Origin of the sequence: Anaerobium acetethylicum, from assembly GCF_900096945.1 — a bacterium.
In the GTDB taxonomy this organism is placed as follows: Bacteria; Bacillota; Clostridia; order Lachnospirales; family Lachnospiraceae; genus Anaerobium; species Anaerobium acetethylicum.
In genome coordinates, this window is sequence record NZ_FMKA01000015.1 from 1 (window position 1) to 16,082 (window position 16,082).

Annotated in this window: 19 protein-coding genes; 15 read left to right on the top strand and 4 right to left on the bottom strand. The window is 39.9% G+C overall.

The annotated features are described in order from the left end of the window. Positions 1–315 precede the first annotated feature (315 nt). The 14 genes from istA (at position 316) to BJR36_RS11910 (ending at position 10,355) form a co-directional block, all read left to right on the top strand. Complete coding sequence (gene istA, locus BJR36_RS11845; protein ID WP_207648860.1) at positions 316–1,845, top strand: IS21 family transposase; 1,530 nt, start codon at positions 316–318, stop codon at positions 1,843–1,845. Next, on the top strand, positions 1,838–2,611 hold the full coding sequence (locus tag BJR36_RS11850) for an ATP-binding protein (protein WP_091234545.1): 774 nt from the start codon (positions 1,838–1,840) through the stop codon (positions 2,609–2,611). Before istA ends, BJR36_RS11850 begins: the two co-directional genes overlap by 8 nt. Continuing rightward, positions 2,604–2,846, top strand: a complete 243-nt coding sequence (locus tag BJR36_RS11855) for a hypothetical protein (RefSeq protein WP_091234547.1) — start codon at positions 2,604–2,606, stop codon at positions 2,844–2,846. Before BJR36_RS11850 ends, BJR36_RS11855 begins: the two co-directional genes overlap by 8 nt. Positions 2,847–3,577: 731 nt before the next feature. Next, on the top strand, positions 3,578–3,790 hold the full coding sequence (locus BJR36_RS20720; RefSeq protein ID WP_242875546.1) for a GCN5-related N-acetyltransferase: 213 nt from the start codon (positions 3,578–3,580) through the stop codon (positions 3,788–3,790). 3 nt (positions 3,791–3,793) lie between these two features. Beyond that, positions 3,794–3,979 (top strand): GNAT family N-acetyltransferase, encoded by a 186-nt coding sequence (locus tag BJR36_RS21160; RefSeq protein WP_408605721.1) that lies wholly within the window; start codon positions 3,794–3,796, stop codon positions 3,977–3,979. 61 nt (positions 3,980–4,040) lie between these two features. Then, positions 4,041–4,406 carry a RidA family protein gene (locus tag BJR36_RS11870; protein WP_091234553.1) on the top strand — a complete coding sequence of 122 codons (366 nt, stop codon included), beginning with the start codon at positions 4,041–4,043 and terminating at the stop codon, positions 4,404–4,406. A 102-nt stretch (positions 4,407–4,508) separates the two neighbouring features. Further along, positions 4,509–4,763 carry a hypothetical protein gene (locus BJR36_RS11875; RefSeq protein ID WP_091234556.1) on the top strand — a complete coding sequence of 85 codons (255 nt, stop codon included), beginning with the start codon at positions 4,509–4,511 and terminating at the stop codon, positions 4,761–4,763. Positions 4,764–5,100: 337 nt separating this feature from the next. Beyond that, positions 5,101–6,072 carry a D-2-hydroxyacid dehydrogenase gene (locus BJR36_RS11880; protein ID WP_091234558.1) on the top strand — a complete coding sequence of 324 codons (972 nt, stop codon included), beginning with the start codon at positions 5,101–5,103 and terminating at the stop codon, positions 6,070–6,072. Positions 6,073–6,165: 93 nt separating this feature from the next. Next, positions 6,166–6,498 (top strand): hypothetical protein, encoded by a 333-nt coding sequence (locus tag BJR36_RS20965; protein WP_091234560.1) that lies wholly within the window; start codon positions 6,166–6,168, stop codon positions 6,496–6,498. Positions 6,499–6,604: 106 nt separating this feature from the next. Continuing rightward, positions 6,605–7,237, top strand: a complete 633-nt coding sequence (locus tag BJR36_RS11890) for a GNAT family N-acetyltransferase (protein WP_091234563.1) — start codon at positions 6,605–6,607, stop codon at positions 7,235–7,237. Between the two features lie 187 nt (positions 7,238–7,424). Continuing rightward, positions 7,425–8,165: a GNAT family N-acetyltransferase gene (locus BJR36_RS11895; RefSeq protein WP_091234566.1), complete on the top strand. Its 741-nt coding sequence runs from the start codon at positions 7,425–7,427 to the stop codon at positions 8,163–8,165. Between the two features lie 79 nt (positions 8,166–8,244). After that, positions 8,245–8,946: an SDR family oxidoreductase gene (locus tag BJR36_RS11900; protein ID WP_091234568.1), complete on the top strand. Its 702-nt coding sequence runs from the start codon at positions 8,245–8,247 to the stop codon at positions 8,944–8,946. A gap of 104 nt (positions 8,947–9,050) precedes the next feature. Further along, the gene (locus BJR36_RS11905) at positions 9,051–9,851 is read left to right on the top strand and encodes a CPBP family intramembrane glutamic endopeptidase (RefSeq protein ID WP_091234571.1); all 801 of its coding nucleotides are present in this window, start codon (positions 9,051–9,053) and stop codon (positions 9,849–9,851) included. A 114-nt stretch (positions 9,852–9,965) separates the two neighbouring features. Next, positions 9,966–10,355 (top strand): hypothetical protein, encoded by a 390-nt coding sequence (locus BJR36_RS11910; RefSeq protein WP_242875550.1) that lies wholly within the window; start codon positions 9,966–9,968, stop codon positions 10,353–10,355. 143 nt (positions 10,356–10,498) lie between these two features. Here the strand turns inward: BJR36_RS11910 and BJR36_RS11915 are convergent, their stop codons facing one another. From BJR36_RS11915 to eda, 3 genes are all read right to left on the bottom strand, one after another. Continuing rightward, complete coding sequence (locus BJR36_RS11915) at positions 10,499–11,527, bottom strand: sugar kinase (RefSeq protein ID WP_091234575.1); 1,029 nt, start codon at positions 11,525–11,527, stop codon at positions 10,499–10,501. 267 nt (positions 11,528–11,794) lie between these two features. Continuing rightward, on the bottom strand, positions 11,795–12,820 hold the full coding sequence (locus BJR36_RS11920; protein WP_091234578.1) for a sugar kinase: 1,026 nt from the start codon (positions 12,818–12,820) through the stop codon (positions 11,795–11,797). A 50-nt stretch (positions 12,821–12,870) separates the two neighbouring features. After that, a complete protein-coding gene (eda, locus tag BJR36_RS11925; protein ID WP_091234581.1) occupies positions 12,871–13,833 on the bottom strand; it encodes a bifunctional 4-hydroxy-2-oxoglutarate aldolase/2-dehydro-3-deoxy-phosphogluconate aldolase in 963 nt (320 codons plus the stop codon). 453 nt (positions 13,834–14,286) lie between these two features. On the opposite strand from eda, the gene BJR36_RS11930 reads away from it, so the two are divergent. After that, a complete protein-coding gene (locus BJR36_RS11930; RefSeq protein ID WP_091234584.1) occupies positions 14,287–15,069 on the top strand; it encodes an IclR family transcriptional regulator in 783 nt (260 codons plus the stop codon). A gap of 259 nt (positions 15,070–15,328) precedes the next feature. Here BJR36_RS11930 and BJR36_RS11935 read toward each other — a convergent pair whose 3' ends face one another. Next, the gene (locus BJR36_RS11935) at positions 15,329–15,838 is read right to left on the bottom strand and encodes a CarD family transcriptional regulator (RefSeq protein WP_091234587.1); all 510 of its coding nucleotides are present in this window, start codon (positions 15,836–15,838) and stop codon (positions 15,329–15,331) included. Positions 15,839–16,082 lie beyond the last annotated feature (244 nt).

The window sequence follows — 16,082 nt, forward strand, 5'->3', positions numbered from 1 at the left end:
CTCTGCATTTTGATCACCTCACGGATATTTATTATTAGTATAACACAATCTACCAGTTATTTGCATACGTATATACGAAGATGTGAGGAAGAACCATGAAAATGTAGGAAGTTGCAAAACCAAAATGTAGGTTATTGCACCTACATTTTGTAGGTAATTGCAAAGCCTCCTTACGGAATCCATGGAACGGGCAGCGCCTAGTGGTAGCGCCCAAGTCGGAACTGTAAAAATCCATTGCAGACATACATATAAACCAGTAACCTTGTTTTGTTGTAGCAAACAAATAAAACAAGGGAGGAAAGGAGTATGACTAAAATGGATCAGATTCATCGTATCAGAGAGCTCTACTATGAGCAAGGCAAAAATCTGATTGAAATTGCAACCATCATGGATTGTGACTGGCGCACAGTTCGCAAATATGTGGATATGGAAAATTTTAATACCAGCCCACCAACGCCAGAAGTACAAAAGAATGAGTCAAAACTTGACCCATTCAAGCCGCTGATTGACAGTTGGCTGACGGCTGATAAAAAAGCACCAAGAAAACAACGACACACCGCTAAGAAAGTGCACAAGCGGCTTAAGGAGGAAGCAGCGGATTACGATTGCAGCTATCGCCTTGTCGCCTCCTACGTTGCGGTGAAAAAGAAGGAACTTCATCTCAAGCGCCAGGACGGATACATTCCACTGGAACATTCTCCGGGAGAAGGCCAGGCAGATTTTGGTTATGCCGATTTCTATGAGAACGGCAAACTTCATCATGAGGCCAAATATCTTGTGCTTAGTTTTCCCTACAGCAACGGAGGTTATCTACAGCTGAATTATGGTGAAAACATGGAGTGTCTCCTCGAAGGGCTCGTTGCCATGTTCGAGCATACGGGCGGAGTTCCGACAGAAATCTGGTTTGATAACACCCGTACGATTGTTAAAGACATCATCAAAGGTGGCGGACGTAACGTTACAGAACGCTTTCAGCGTTTTTGTGAACACTACCGCTTTAAGCCGGTATTTATGAACCCTGAATCCGGATGGGAAAAGGGGAATGTTGAAAATAAGGTGGGCTATCTTCGTCGGAATGAGCTGGTTCCGGTTCCTGAATTTACAAGCATTGTCGAGAAGAACAAGGAACTGCTCGCTGCCTGCGACCGGGATATGGAACGCGAGCATTATGATGATGACGAGAATCGCTTTATCAGCGAGCTTTTTGAAGAAGATAAAAGAGCACTTCTCCCGTTACCGTCAGTTGCGTTTGACACAGCCCTATACACTACTGCACGTACCGATAAGTATGGCAAGTTTACAGTTGATAATGGCAGACATCGTTATTCGGCATCACCTGCATTTTGTGAGGATACTGTCCGATTACGAATCACCTCTTCGGAAGTAATTGTTATGGATAGCAGCCTCCATGAAATCGTTCGTCACAGGCGATTATACGGTGATGACTTTGAAAGCATGGACTGGATCCCATATCTGAAATACATCGCCCGTAAGCCTCGTTCTCTAAGGAATAGCGGCATCTATGGGATGATGCCGGAAAACATGCAAATCTATATGGACAGCTGTGAAAGCAGTGAACGCGGCAGAGTCCTAAAGATACTTGCAGAACTTACAGAGCGCAGTGGCTTCTCTGGCGCATTAAATACAGTAGACGAAGCAATCCGTTTTCATGCAACAGACCCGGACAGCTTACAGAACCTGTACCGGCGTACTTATGCCGAAGTTCCGTTGTTACCACCACTTGATAATCTAAGCGGTATACCATCGCAGAAAGTCATTCCATTCAGGAATGATTTGGCGAACCTTGATGCCGCCCTCAAGAAGGGAGGTGCATTCAATGGCTGATATACAAGAATCCATTGCTTTATGCTGCAAGCAGTTGCGCTTATCGTCCAACCTGGCAGAAAGAGCCCTGACCCAGGAAGGAGGGACCCATCAGGAATACCTTATAAACCTACTGAGTAATGAAGTCAAGTATCGTCAGGAACGCAGAATCATGAAGCTGCTGAATACTTCTGGTTTTCCCAAACTTTATACCAAAGAGCAGTTCCGTACGGACGAAATTGATTTCCCAGAGGGAATCTCACTCGAGAGTCTGATAAATCTGGATTTCTTTCATTCTGGAAAGAACGTCATCATGTACGGTGGAACAGGAACTGGAAAGACCATGCTGTCTATTCTGATTGGAATATCTGCATGTAATCAGGGAATTCCTGTCAAGTTTTACCGTACAGCCGGACTCATCAACCTTTTCTCGGAAAGTCAGACCAAAGGAACACTGACGTCGTTAAAAAAGAAGCTCGGAAGTGCTGAAATCCTTATACTGGATGAATTCGGTTACGTGCCCTATGACAGAACTGGCGCCCAGTTGCTCTTTGATTATCTTTCGGAAATTCATGAGCAGAAATCCGTGATCCTGAACACAAATCTGGAATTCTCACAATGGGTAAATGTCCTTTATGACCAGAGAATGGCAACAGCGCTCATTGGCCGATTGACGCATCATGTGGATCTGATTCTATTTCCTGGCGTTAACAATCGCTTGCGCGAATCGAGCATAAATGAAGCATTTGCAAGAATAAATACTCAGGAGGCAGGTAACCATGGCTAAAAATAACAAAGTTTTAAAAGAACAAAATATATATCAAAATCTGCAGAATCGATGCTCTGAAATGAGTGATCTCATTTCCAGTCTTGTTGAAGACTGTAACCATTCTGAGGCAGACTTAAGATACCTGAATGAATTCATCCGTTACAAGAAGCTGGATGAAGAATACCAATACTTTCGAGAGAATGCCCATGAAGAGTATGAAGAAGATATGCCCTTCCCGTATCTCACGTTGTGACAATTAAATATGTCTGCAATGGCAATATGCCAGTCCTAATTTGGCTGGCAAACGCCGTTGCAATTACCTACAAAATGTAGGTGCAACAACCTACAAAAATGTTTTGCAATTTCCTACAAAAAGGTCTTGCAAAAAACATCCTTATGGCGCGGCTACATATTTTGAATTAATATTTGAAAAACAAATTTAAAGCTAAAATCCGAAAAAAGCAGCGAAAAAAGCAGCGAAAAAAGCAGCGAATAAACGCCCTGATAAAAAATACGGATTATCCGCCGTTTTATGAGATAGGGTTAAAATAGAAAAGGGCAATTACGTAGCATAGATGATTTGCTTCAATTTTTAAATTGTAAGAATATTATAATTAGAGTTATATCTATCATTATTTTGCTGTTTTTAAAGAGTAACATATATAGTTTCAGACGGAACGGTATGCTTTTGGAGATAAAACAAATAAGTGTAATTTAATGTAAATGAAAAATTAGAGGGGATATAGTGATGAAAAATTTTATTTTAAATTATTTGTTCAAATACATTTTCATATTTTTCTTTATCTTGCTTTTACATTTTATCAAATCATCAAAAGCGGATTTTATTTGGGCATTTAGTATCGTTTGTGGAACAATATTGTTTGATGTACTGATCTGTTTATATAAGAAGAGAAGGAAAGCCAAAACCAATTAGCAATCGTTCCCTATTGTGGCAGAGCATATAATTTGAAAAGGAGACCAGATATGAATAGTAAATTTCATGTTAAGCAAGATAATGATGAGATGGACATTGAAAAGGTTAAGGAATTATTAGCTCAGACTTATTGGGCTAATAAGAGGGATGAAGAAAAAGTAATAAAAAGCATGGAAAATTCTTTGTGCTATGGAGCATTTACTAATGAAGAAAATAGACAAATTGGTTTTGCTCGTGTAATAACCGATTTTGCGACAAATTAATATATTTGTGATGTTATAGTTGATGAAAAGTATCGTGGAATGGGAGTGGGAAAAGCTATACTAGAAATGATCACCAGTGATAATAGATTGCAAGATATGTTAGGAATGCTATTAACAGAAAATGTTCACGGGCTATATCAACAATTTGGGTTCAAAAAGATTGATGGAATTCATATGGGAAAAAGATAAATTTTGTTTTGGATAAGTTTGAAATCGCTATAAATATCGAACTGAATTAGGAGAGAAAATTATGAGTGAAATTAAAAGATACAATATTAATCAGGACTGTGCCTGGTCAGAGATGGTTGAGGCAGGAGATTTTGTTTTTATGAATTTCTGTGTTGGGAATGTGGGGCAACCCTTTGAAGCACAGGTCAATGGAGCAATTGATGATATGGAAAATCGCTTGAAACAGATCAGCTTATCGTTGGATGCTGTTGTAAAGATTGATGTTTTGCTTAGAGACCCATGGAATATTCCTATAATGGAAAAAGTATTCAAACTGCGATTTGATGGAAAATATCCAGCAAGAAAAACAATACAGACCGAATTTGCACATAGTGGAGGACCTGACGGGCTTCATATTCAGATAGATGCAATAGCATATAAAAAATGAGAATAGAATTATTTTCTGCTACTGTGCAATCGTTGGCGATTGAGAACTAAAGATTTTGCAGTAAGGCAGCGATAAATTTAAATTTATGGAGGAAAGTAGCTAATGAATAAATTAAATAAGAAGAAATTAAATGAGAAGAAATGGAAATGTTTTAACAGTGTTTTAAATTTTATGTTGTTCATGATAATATTTAAGGTTTCAGAATTAATAAATGATAATTTTTTTAATGGTGTATTTTGGACGGGGCTATTAGTGGCAATTGTTTTAGCATTTGTATTTTCACCTATAGAAATATTTATTGTCTGTGTTGTAGAAAAGTCTGTTTTTTTAAGAAAGCCATTTGAAGAAAAGGAATGATTTTGAAAACAGTACTTTGCCCACAAATTCTGAAATTTCAAAGAAGTTAATACTGCTACAAGTATGTTTTTAAAAGGCATGGTAATTTCTTTGCCATTTATGATTCCGATGATTATAGGCGGAATTATGAGGATAAAAACACTGCATATAAATTTTAATATAGATCTGGAGCTTGTTGTAAAACTTATCTTAGCAATGATACTAATGCAATTATAGAGGAATGAAACAAATCGAAATTTGTTGGGTGAATAGAGTGAAAATATACAAGAAGCAAACTTGGCAACAAGAAGTAACTGGAACACAAAATTAGAATCTGCGGGAGGGTAAAATTAGGTTTATGAGAAATATATTGATTCTGGAACCGTTTCGTGAGAAACATATAAATTTAATTAAAAGTGCTGCAAAAGAGGATTTTACGATAACGCAGATATCAGGTGATTATGATGAAAAAGAGTTGAAAGATGCTTTGAAAAAAGCTGAGATTGTAATTGGGCAGCCACCTATAAGTTTTTTACAAAATCCAGAGATTAATTGTCCGAAGTTGAAGCTAATTCAGATGACTTGGGCTGGGACAGATCAATACACACGAAGTGATTTGCAATTTCCTAAAGAGTCTGTCAGCCTTGCAAATGCGAGTGGGACATACGGAATAATTATGTCACAATTTGTTGTAGGGATGATTCTTTCGTTAATGCTGAACTTCAAAGATTATCATATACAACAACAGCAGAGAGTGTGGGACAGGCGTGGCCCAATTCAGTCTCTTGATCATGCGAAAGTTCTGATTTATGGAGCTGGAGATATAGGTTCTGCAATTGCCAAACGGCTTAGTGGGTTTGATGCATATATCATTGGTGTGTGCAGAAATACTGATAAGCAAAGAGCATTTTTCAATGAACTTTGTAGCTTAGATGATGCAGAGAGTTACCTTCCTGTTGCTGATGTTGTGATTGGTTGTATTCCCAATTCTGATGAGACGAATGGTTATATGAATTATCGAAGATTGAAGGCTATGAAAAAGGGTGCCATTGTTGTTAATGTGGGGCGTGGTAATTTTATAGACGGTATTGCATTAGATGAGTTGTTAAGTAATGGACATTTGTGGGGTGCGGCATTAGATGTTACCAATCCAGAACCACTACCAAAAGAGCATTTACTTTGGAGTAACCCACGTTGTATGATTACACCACATGCGTCCGGTACTGCATTTGAACATCTGCAGGCGACAGAGAATTTACTATGCGAGATTGTTTGTGAAAATATTTCACGATATTGCAATTGTGAAAAGATAAAGAATAAGATATATTAGGGAAATTCCTGTTTATTGGAGAACTTATGAGGATACACTGAGTAGCAGATAGGAATAGTCGTGTTTTGACAGAAAAAATCAAGGGAGGTATTTATGAATAACACAAAATTAATTATCGTAGAAGGTCTTCCTGGAAGCGGTAAAAGAACTACCGCCAATTTGATATCGGAGCAACTTTGTAAAAAAGGCAAAAAGGTTGTATGTGTAGATGAAGGAATGCCTGATTATCAGGGGAAAATGATAGGAACTATGTTGTATTATTTTGCCGAGAAATATATACAGTCCACGTTGAAAGATGGCTGGAAGGTTGCAATCAATTTAAGGGCATCAGCCGGCAAGGAAGAATTCTATAGAGACCTTGGTTTTTGTATATGTCCTTATGAAAGTATGGGGAGCGGAATGGAAAAAATGATTACAAATGATTAGAAAACTGTTTAGTCTATTTTCATTTTTTCTTAAGTGTTTAAGCAATTACTAACAGTGGGCAGTCACTTGGCAGAGAAAATTCATATTATAGGAGGATAATTAATAAATGAACATAAGAAACGAAGAGACAAAAGATTATAGAGAAGTTGAAGAACTAACTCGCCAAGCGTTTTGGAATTTGCATTCTCCAGGATGCGATGAGCATTACCTTGTGCACGTAATGCGTGGCCATGCAGATTTTATATCAAATTTAGATTTTGTAATCGAGCATGAAGGCCGAATTATAGCCAATATAATGTTTACAAAAGCAAAACTTGTTGAAAAAAATGGTAATGCTAAAGAAATTTTGACGTTTGGGCCACTTAGCGTTTTGCCTGAATACCAAAGAAAAGGGTACGGAAGAATGCTTGTGGAACATTCATTTAAAAAAGCTGTTGAAATGGGATATGATACGATAGTAATCTTTGGAAATCCAGAAAACTACATTCCATTCGGATTTAAAAGTAGCAAACATTATAATATTTATGTTGGTAATAATATATTCCCAACGGCTTTATTAGTAAAAGAACTTTGTGATGTAGCTATTCCGGTTGGTAATTGGGAATTCCACGAAAGTCCAATTTACGAACTTGACAGTAAAGCTGTAGAAGAATTTGATAAAACATTTGAATCTGTTGCAAAAGAATACAAACAGAGCCAAGAACTTTTTTATATTTACAGCCACTCTCAAGTAAATTAACTTAAGATTATGAGCATACTGCGAAGGTCAGTTGATTCACATTGTTTCCCTGTTGTGATTTAATTGAAAGTTTCAAAGTTGCAGAACGAATAAATGCTCAGCTGAAAAATACTGAGTATCAGCTATTTTATTTGACGGAGCCGGATGAAAGAAGAAGGCATAATACAAACTTGCGGAAAGGCGGATTATGAACACAGAAATAAGACGAATAGAAGAAATGTCAATGAATGCACATCCTTCATTAAATACAGTATATTATGATGGATGGCAGCTGCGGTTTGCGGGAGGGTATACCTATAGAGCAAATTCGGTAAATATGTTGTATCCTTCGACGCTGCCAGCCGCCGATAAAATACGGTGCTGTGAAAAGATATACTCGCATCAGAACCTGCCAACCGTATTTAAGATCACGCCGCTTTCCTGCGATTTGGATAGTGCGTTAGCAGAGTCGGATTATTCCATCGTAACCAAAACGAATATTATGGTGATGGACATTCCGCAAATGAATACTGATGGGTTATGTTCCGTTGTGACAAATAATATAAATGAGAACTGGCAAAGCAATTACTGTCTTCTGAACGGTATAAGCGAGGATTCAATTCCATTGGCAAAGAAAATGCAAGGCAACATTCTAAATCAGACACTTTGTGCTGTATTATCCTGCAATAATGAGATCGTGGCCTGTGGGTTATGTGTGATTGAAAATGAGTATGCCGGTCTTTATGGTATTGCGGTATCTGAACAGCACAGACGAAAAGGGTACGGGCAGGATATTTGCGCGTCTCTGATAAGCAAAGCGGCCAGATACGGGGCAAAAAAAGCATATCTTCAGGTTGTCGATGAAAATACAAATGCAATAGAACTGTATAAAAAACTGGGATTTAAAGATAAGTATCAATATTGGTACAGGGTGAAGGCATTGAGCTGAGAAAATTATGAATAAATTATAATTAGTTGTCCAAAAATATGCTGTGACAGAGCTTACTAATAAATAAGAGGTGTTGCTAATGAATAAAAAAGTAGCAGTTGTAACGGGAGCAAGTAGTGGTATTGGAAATGCGGTTTGTAAAACTTTAATAGGTGAAGATTATTATGTTTTGGCAAATGCAAGAACAATAGCTTCAATATTTGATGAGTCGGATCATTTAATACTGAATAATCTTGATATGCTTAATCCGCAGACATCGGAATGTTTGTTAGAGGAAGTCCTGGATAAGTGGAATAAATGTGATGTGCTTTGTGTAAATGCAGGAATTATTGAATCTAATACAATTGAAGACATTAACATTGATAAAATGTGTACAATGATTCGATTAAAAGTAGAAATGTCTTTCAGATTAATTTATACTTTTTTGAAATATTTTAAGAAAGTAGGAAAGGGTCATATTGTTATAATTTCAAGTGTGATGGGAACAAAAACACGTGAAAATTCTGGTGCTTATGCAGGCTGTAATTATGCCTTAGAGGCATTGGCGGAATCGCTTAGAATGGAACTTTGTGATACCGATGTAAAGATCACATGTATTGAACCAGGGCTTGTGGATACAGGATTACATAGGGATTGGGCTGTAAAACCCAAAGAATTACTTGGAATTTCAACAGCATTGCAACCAAAGGATATAGCAGAAGCAGTTTTGGATATTATTAATAAACCGGATCATATTAGAATTCCAAAATATATGATATTGCCAAAAGGACATAAGATTTGATGTGTAGATTATGAGCATACTGCGAAGACGACAAATTTTCATTATTAATATATGCAGTATAAAGGAAAAGTGAATTTTAAAAAAAAGATAAGGGGAGAAGAGATATGGACACAGAAAAAAAGGAATACATGATAGAAGCAATTATTGCTGTATTATTATACCAGTTTATCAGACTCGTTTGTGCTATTTTATTTGATGGGATAGATGAGAAAATTTTTTATATTTTTGATTGTTTAGGAGCTGTTGTAGCAGCAGTGGTAACAGTCAGCTTGTTTAAGAGGTATCTTTCTACTGAAACACGCACTGAATTTAAAAAATTCTTTACATCAGCATACAATTTGAAGTGGTTAGCTGGTGGATATAGTATAAGTTTCTTAAGCCTGATCATTCCTATCTCTATTGCATTAATTATTGTACTTATCTATCCTGCATTTATAAACGAATTTACAGGCAGTGGTGAGGAAAGATATATTGGAAAATTACATTTTATTTTTGCAGTGCTGGCAGGCCCTGTAGTTGAGGAATTCATATTCAGAGGTCTTTGTCTTGAAAAGCTTTTACATACCACAACGGTGAAAAAAGCAATAATTATTCAGGCACTAATATTTGGGATTTATCATGGGAACATAGGACAATTCATTTTAGGAACATTAATGGGGATACTACTGGGTATTGTATATGAGCATTATAGATTTATATGGCCAGGAGTATTTATACATATGGGATTTAATCTTTCCGTTGAGTTATATAAATATTCATTTTCTTCATGGAATTTGAATCGCCTTTTAATTGTCTGGGTAATCCTTGGTCTGCCATCATCTGTGGTAAGTATTTTTGCACTTCGAAAATATCTGAAGCAAAGAAGGGCTTTGAAAGATACTGCCCCGGCATTAACCGCGGAATAAAGCCTCATTTCCGAAATTACGCCAATATACTGATGCTTGCCTGGTCAGAGATGGTTGAGGCAGGAGATTTTGTTATAGAATGGAAAATATAAAATTATTGGGAGATGTTTAATAGTGGATAGTAAAAATAAAATTAAAAAATATATGACGTTATATATGAGCATCGGAATGAGCTTTGGCTTGTCAATGGGATTAATCTTTGGAATGATATTATTTCCAGATAGTATGACTTATGGAATGTGTTTTGGGATACCAATTGGGATGAGTATTGGTCTGGCAATCGGCGCTGCGAAAGATAAAAGACTTTCTGAAAATATGATGAAAATTGTCAGAATAGAAGATGTTTCTGAATCATCCGATGTGCTTATTTATGCAGTTGATAAAAACGGTTTAGAGAAAGAGTATAGGGTTTCTGAGAAAAAAATGAAAACAGAAAAATTTTCGATTGGAAATTGTGTTGCCGAAGAAACAGAGGGTTCTTTGGTGTCATTGGAAAGCAATTAGTTGAATAACAAACAAATTCAAATAAAAGTGGCTGTTGCAAAACTAACATCGTTAGTTTTGCAACAGCCCTTCCTTTGGAATGTATATGAAGATTATGAGGTATGCTTAGTGTGTTTCAGCGGAAGCGAGGCTTCCGTTCTGTTCTAGCGGTCCATCTCGGACTGGCGTCCTGTATTCTGATGGTCGCGGATGATGTTGTTGATTTCCTTTAAATCGGAAGAGGGCAGGTCGCCCGGTATTGTGTTCTTAACGGAGCTTGTAGCGTTACCGTATTCCAGCGCTTTCTGGAAATCGCCAGGGTGGGCAAGGAGCCCGTAAAGCACGCCGGCGACATAGGCATCACCGCTGCCGATTCTGTCGATTACATCGATATTGCGGTAAGGATCTTCCTCGTAGTACTTGTCTTCGCTGGCGCTGTAAATGATGGAGCCGAAGGTATGGCATTTCGGGCTGTGGACGATCCTCTGGGTGGAAGCCACCATGGTAATAGGAAAGTCTTTGGTGAAGCTTTTCATCATTTCTTTTGGGGTGCCTTCTTTGAGGAAGGTAAGCCTTGATGTCTCTTCTGAACAGAAGAACAGGTCGACGTAGGGAAGAATTTCTTCGATGCATGCTTTTGCTTCCTCGCTGGACCAGAGGTTGGCGCGGAAGTTCACGTCAAAGGAGATGAGGGCGCTGCCCTTTTTGAAACGCTTGATCATTTCGATGGCGGTCCTACGTACCTGCTCGCCCAGGGCGAGGGTTATTCCGCTGGTGTGGAAGCAGCGGGTGGAGCTGTATATGGAATCATCAAAATCAGAGATGTCGATTTTATTGATCGAGGTGTACATTCTGTCATAAACGATGCTTGGCTTGCGGGGATAAGCGCCGTTTTCATAGTAGTAGACGCCAAGGCGCGCATCGCGGCTTTCGTCATATACAAGCGCATCATCGCTGACTCCGCAGAAGCGGATTCTGTTTTTTACATAGGTGCCCAGATTGTTTGAGGGCAGTTTGGAGATGATGCCGGTCCTGAGGCCCAGAAGGGATACACCGGAAACGACGTTCAATTCAGCGCCGCCGACCTGTTTCTGTAAAGTCTCTCCTCTGGTGATGCGCTCGTTGTCCGGAGGGGACAGGCGAAGCAGCAACTCGCCAAGTGCCAATAAATCAAACTCTCTTTTTGAATTCATAAGGAACCTCCTGGTTAAAGTTTGGGGGCACTGCATGGACACAGTACCCCGGTTTTTTCAAGTCATCTATTTAGAATTGCTTCCCATGGCAATTGGGAACTAATTAATGCGGGTAGCAGGCGTAATTATTCAGAACTCCTGTTCCGCGAGGTGTTTTAATGCTGATTCTGCATAAAAACCCGAGTTTGGTATGTGCAAAATTGCAGAACCTGCAGTTTTTGTGCATCATCTGTAACTGTGAAGGACATGGTCCTGAATAGTTGCAGATTAACGCTGAACACGTCCTGAAGCGTCTCCGCCAGCTAATGTTTTGATTTCATCAACAGATACCTGGTTGAAGTCGCCTTCGATTGAATGCTTCAGGCAGCTTGCAGCTACTGCGAATTCAATAGTCGACTGAGAATCGTAGTCATTCAGAGAAGCGTAGATTAATCCGCCGCCGAATGAATCGCCACCGCCAACACGGTCAACGATGTGCATCAGGTATTTTTTGCTGAAGAAGAAGTTGCCGCCGTCATAAAGCATAGCAGCCCAGTTGTTGTCGTTTGCAGAGATTGATTCTCTTAATGTGATAGCAACTTTTTTGAATCCGAAACGGTCTACTAACTGTTTTGCAACATCTTTGTAGCCTTCGTGGCTGATTGTACCAGTTGTAACGTCTGTGCCAGTTGCTTTGATGCCGAATACGTCAGCTGCATCTTCTTCATTTGCGATACAAACGTCAACATATTTGCAAAGTTCGCCCATAACCTGGCCAGCTTTTTCTTTTGTCCAGAGTTTTTTTCTGTAGTTAAGGTCACAGCTGATTGTGATTCCTTTTTCTTTTGCTGCTTTACATGCTTCTAAGCAGATTGCAGTAACGTTGTCTCCAAGAGCAGGAGTGATTCCTGTAAAGTGGAACCAGTCAGCGCCGTCGAAGATCTTTTCCCAATCGAAATCAGCAGTAGTAGCTTCTGCGATTGAAGATCCTGCGCGGTCGTAGATTACTTTGGAAGCTCTCTGGCTTGCGCCTTTTTCTAAGAAGTAGATACCTACTCTTTCGCCGCCACGAGCGATGTTGTCAGTCTTAACGCCGAAACGTCTTAATGCATTGACTCCGGCCTGTCCGATTTCGTGTTTTGGAAGTTTTGTAACGAATTCTGCGTCCATACCATAGTTTGCAAGTGAAACAGCAACGTTTGCTTCTCCACCGCCGTATGTAGCGCCATATGATTCAGCCTGAACGAAACGATAGTATCCTTCAGGAGCCAGTCTTAACATGATTTCACCAAAAGTAATTATTTTCTTTGCCATTATTCTAATCCTCCGATTATAGTTGATTGTTTATAGAAGTAACTCAAAATTTATTTCGTAACCAGGTGCATTGCGAAACCGCCGAATTCGCCTTTGAAGTAAATTGCGACTAAATCACCGTTTGGACCATATTTCTTAGTCTCTGGATCGAATTCGAATCCGCGCATTTCCAAATGGTAGATGGCACGTTCGATGTAGTTAGTAGCGATGGCGATGTGGCCGTTTGCTCCTAAGTAAGGTGTCTTCAGAAGTTCGATTCCGGTTCCGGCAAAGATTGAGCTGCTGCCAGTCTTCTTTGCAAATCCGAACATGTTTCCAAAAGTATCAGCAAGCGTATCTGCTTCGGATTCCTCGTTCATATTGATGCCCACATGTTTGAGTGAAAATCCTAACATTGTTGAAACGGCTTCTCTTGTGAGATCAGCGATTTCATCGAATTTTCCAGCTTTGATCAGGTCGTTGCTTACCATCCAGCTTCCGCCGCAAGCGATGATTTTTTTGAAATCAAGGTAGGTAGTAAGGTTTGCTGCGTTGATTCCGCCGGTAGGCATGAATTTCATCTTTGTATAAGGAGCAGCCATGGATTTGATCATATTAAGTCCGCCGGCAGCTTCAGCTGGGAAGAATTTAACGACTTCAAGTCCGCATTCGATTGCCTGTTCGATATCGCTTGGATTTGTGCATCCAGGAGTGATCGGAACTCCTTTTTCAACACAGTATCTTACGATCTTAGGATTTAAACCAGGGCTAACAATGAATTTTGCACCGGCTGCAACAGCGCGGTCAACCTGTTCAGTTGTAAGGACAGTACCTGCTCCGACTAACATTTCGGGAAATTCTGTTGCCATAATGCGAATGGATTCTTCAGCAGCATCAGTTCTGAAAGTGATCTCAGCACATGGAAGTCCGCCGTCGCAGAGCGCCTTGGCAAGAGGAGCTGCATCCTTAGCATCGTTTAATGCGATTACAGGAACAATACCTATTTTGGAAATCTGTTCTAATATTTCGTTCATCTTTATTCTCCTTTAAAAGTTTCATAATGCAAAACTGAGTTTCAAAAATAATTAATTTATGAGGTAAGTATAATGGTGGTGTTCGAAAATGTCAATAGCAAACCTATTGTTTTTTCGGAAAAACAATGATAAAATAGAACAAGGTTTCACCATGCGGAATTATTTCGGGAATCAGGACGTGATGCAAAACATGTTCATTCGCAGCGCGCTCTCGCTTAGATGAAGACGTAGTGGTACGTAAGGCCGCAAAGTACGCGGCCTAAGTACCAACGTCTTCATAAAGCTGCTCATTGAATCATGTTTTGCATCACTGCGTGTTGGATGGCGAATGTGCAAATTGACTAAGCGAAGGTTACAAGAGGGCTTTTGACGCGCTAAGCCTCATGGTAAAGTTTTTTCTGTGAGAAAATAAATGCCCCGCATATGTTATGCTTATATGAGAAAGGAATTGAAATGACGGAAAATAAAGAAAATAAAAACCCTATACAGTCTGCGGAACGAATCTTTGGCGTCCTTGAAACGCTGGCCGAGACGGGTCCTATCGGACTGGTTGATCTGAGCACCAGGCTGGATCTTCACAAAAGTACTGTCCACCGCCTGCTCCTGTCCCTTACCTATATGGGGTATGTGATACAGGATGAGGATACGAATAAATACAGCCTGAGCTTTAAAATTGTAGAACTGTCAGGAAAAATACTGAACAAGGTGGATGTGCTTTCTGTTATCCATCCTTATATTTCGGATCTGGCAAACAGGTGCCGTGAAAATGTGCATTTCGTGCAGCGGCGAGGTGTGGATGTATTCTATCTGGACAAGGTTTCGCCCATCTGCCCACATGAGAGCTCGATCAGGATGGCTTCCCAGGTAGGTTTTATAAGGCCGCTTTACTGCTCGGCTGTCGGAAAAGCGATTCTGGCGCAGATGACGGATGCGGAAGTTGAGGAGATATGGAAGAACAGCGTGATAGAGAAAAAGACGGAATATACGATCACCGATTTTGAGGAGATGAAAAAAGAGCTTGAAGAGGTGAGGAAGAACGGCTACGCCATCGATGATGAGGAAAATGAGCTTGGCGTGCGCTGCATCGCAGTCTGTATTCTGAACCACCACGGAAAGCCGGATAATGCATTCAGCATTTCGGCTCCGGTATCCCGCATGTCGAAGAAACGGATCGAAGAGCTTGCGAAGGAGGCCCTTAAGACAAAAGAGGTCCTGATGAAGGTGCTTGGACATTAGAAGAAAACAAAAAAAATGCAGCCAGGAAAGCAAACTCCATTGCTTTCCTGGCTGCATTTTTTCTATATAATGATGTCGGGATCAAAAAATATTTTGCCCCTGATACCTACGGATTGTTCCGCACTTTGTGCTCCCACAATCCTAAAAACATTCGAAAGCAACCATGTTCGGGCTGCTTTCGAATGTTTTGCGGGTCCTAAAGTCATGTGTTTTCATGCAGGCATGAAGCACATGACCTTGGGGCCCTGGTATCATATAATCAGATGTTATCAAGTTCGCCAACGCGTTCTTCAATGTAGCCTTCGACTGAGTCCCTTGGGATGTCAAGGGCAGCTGAAAATTCTCCGTAAAGAAGATCCTCGGCTTTCTTTTTGTAGCGCTGGTCGATCTGGCAGATGTTCTTTCCTCTGCTCGAAGCGATCCGGCCCTTTTCGCGTACGGCCTTTATGATGCGGATCAGGTCGGTACAGTCGTGGCTGTTCAGAGATGCCTTATAGTTGTCCTCAACAACCCTCAGGCTTCCCACGTTTACGCCTGCTTCGATGGAAGGAATCAGGTCAATCAGCTCCTGCGCCTTTTCGCTTGAAATAACAGGTCTTGTGTAAGTATTCGTATCGACTGGGGCATAAGTTCTGCCGTCGCCATAGAGAGGTTTCAGTTCATAATATAATTTATCTTTGTCGGCTCCCGACATTTCAGGTTTTCCTATGGATGCGATCCGATAGACTCCTGTGGTACCGTACATGATTAGATCGTTAACTTGATACATTATTTGGTCATCTCCTATCCGGTGAAAAAGGTTTGCAATATCCAGCGGTTAAGGCTGAATATTCATTGGTTTATATGAACAGCGTGTAGTTGCGACAACTGGACTTATGCCTGTCAAAACTACACGCTGCCTCACTATTATAACACATAACTCGGAGAATGTCATGCTGGTTTACATAATTAATTCAAAAACTTTTTTTGTTCCCTTTTGAGTTTTTATGGTCTTTGAGAGATCGGAACAGCTT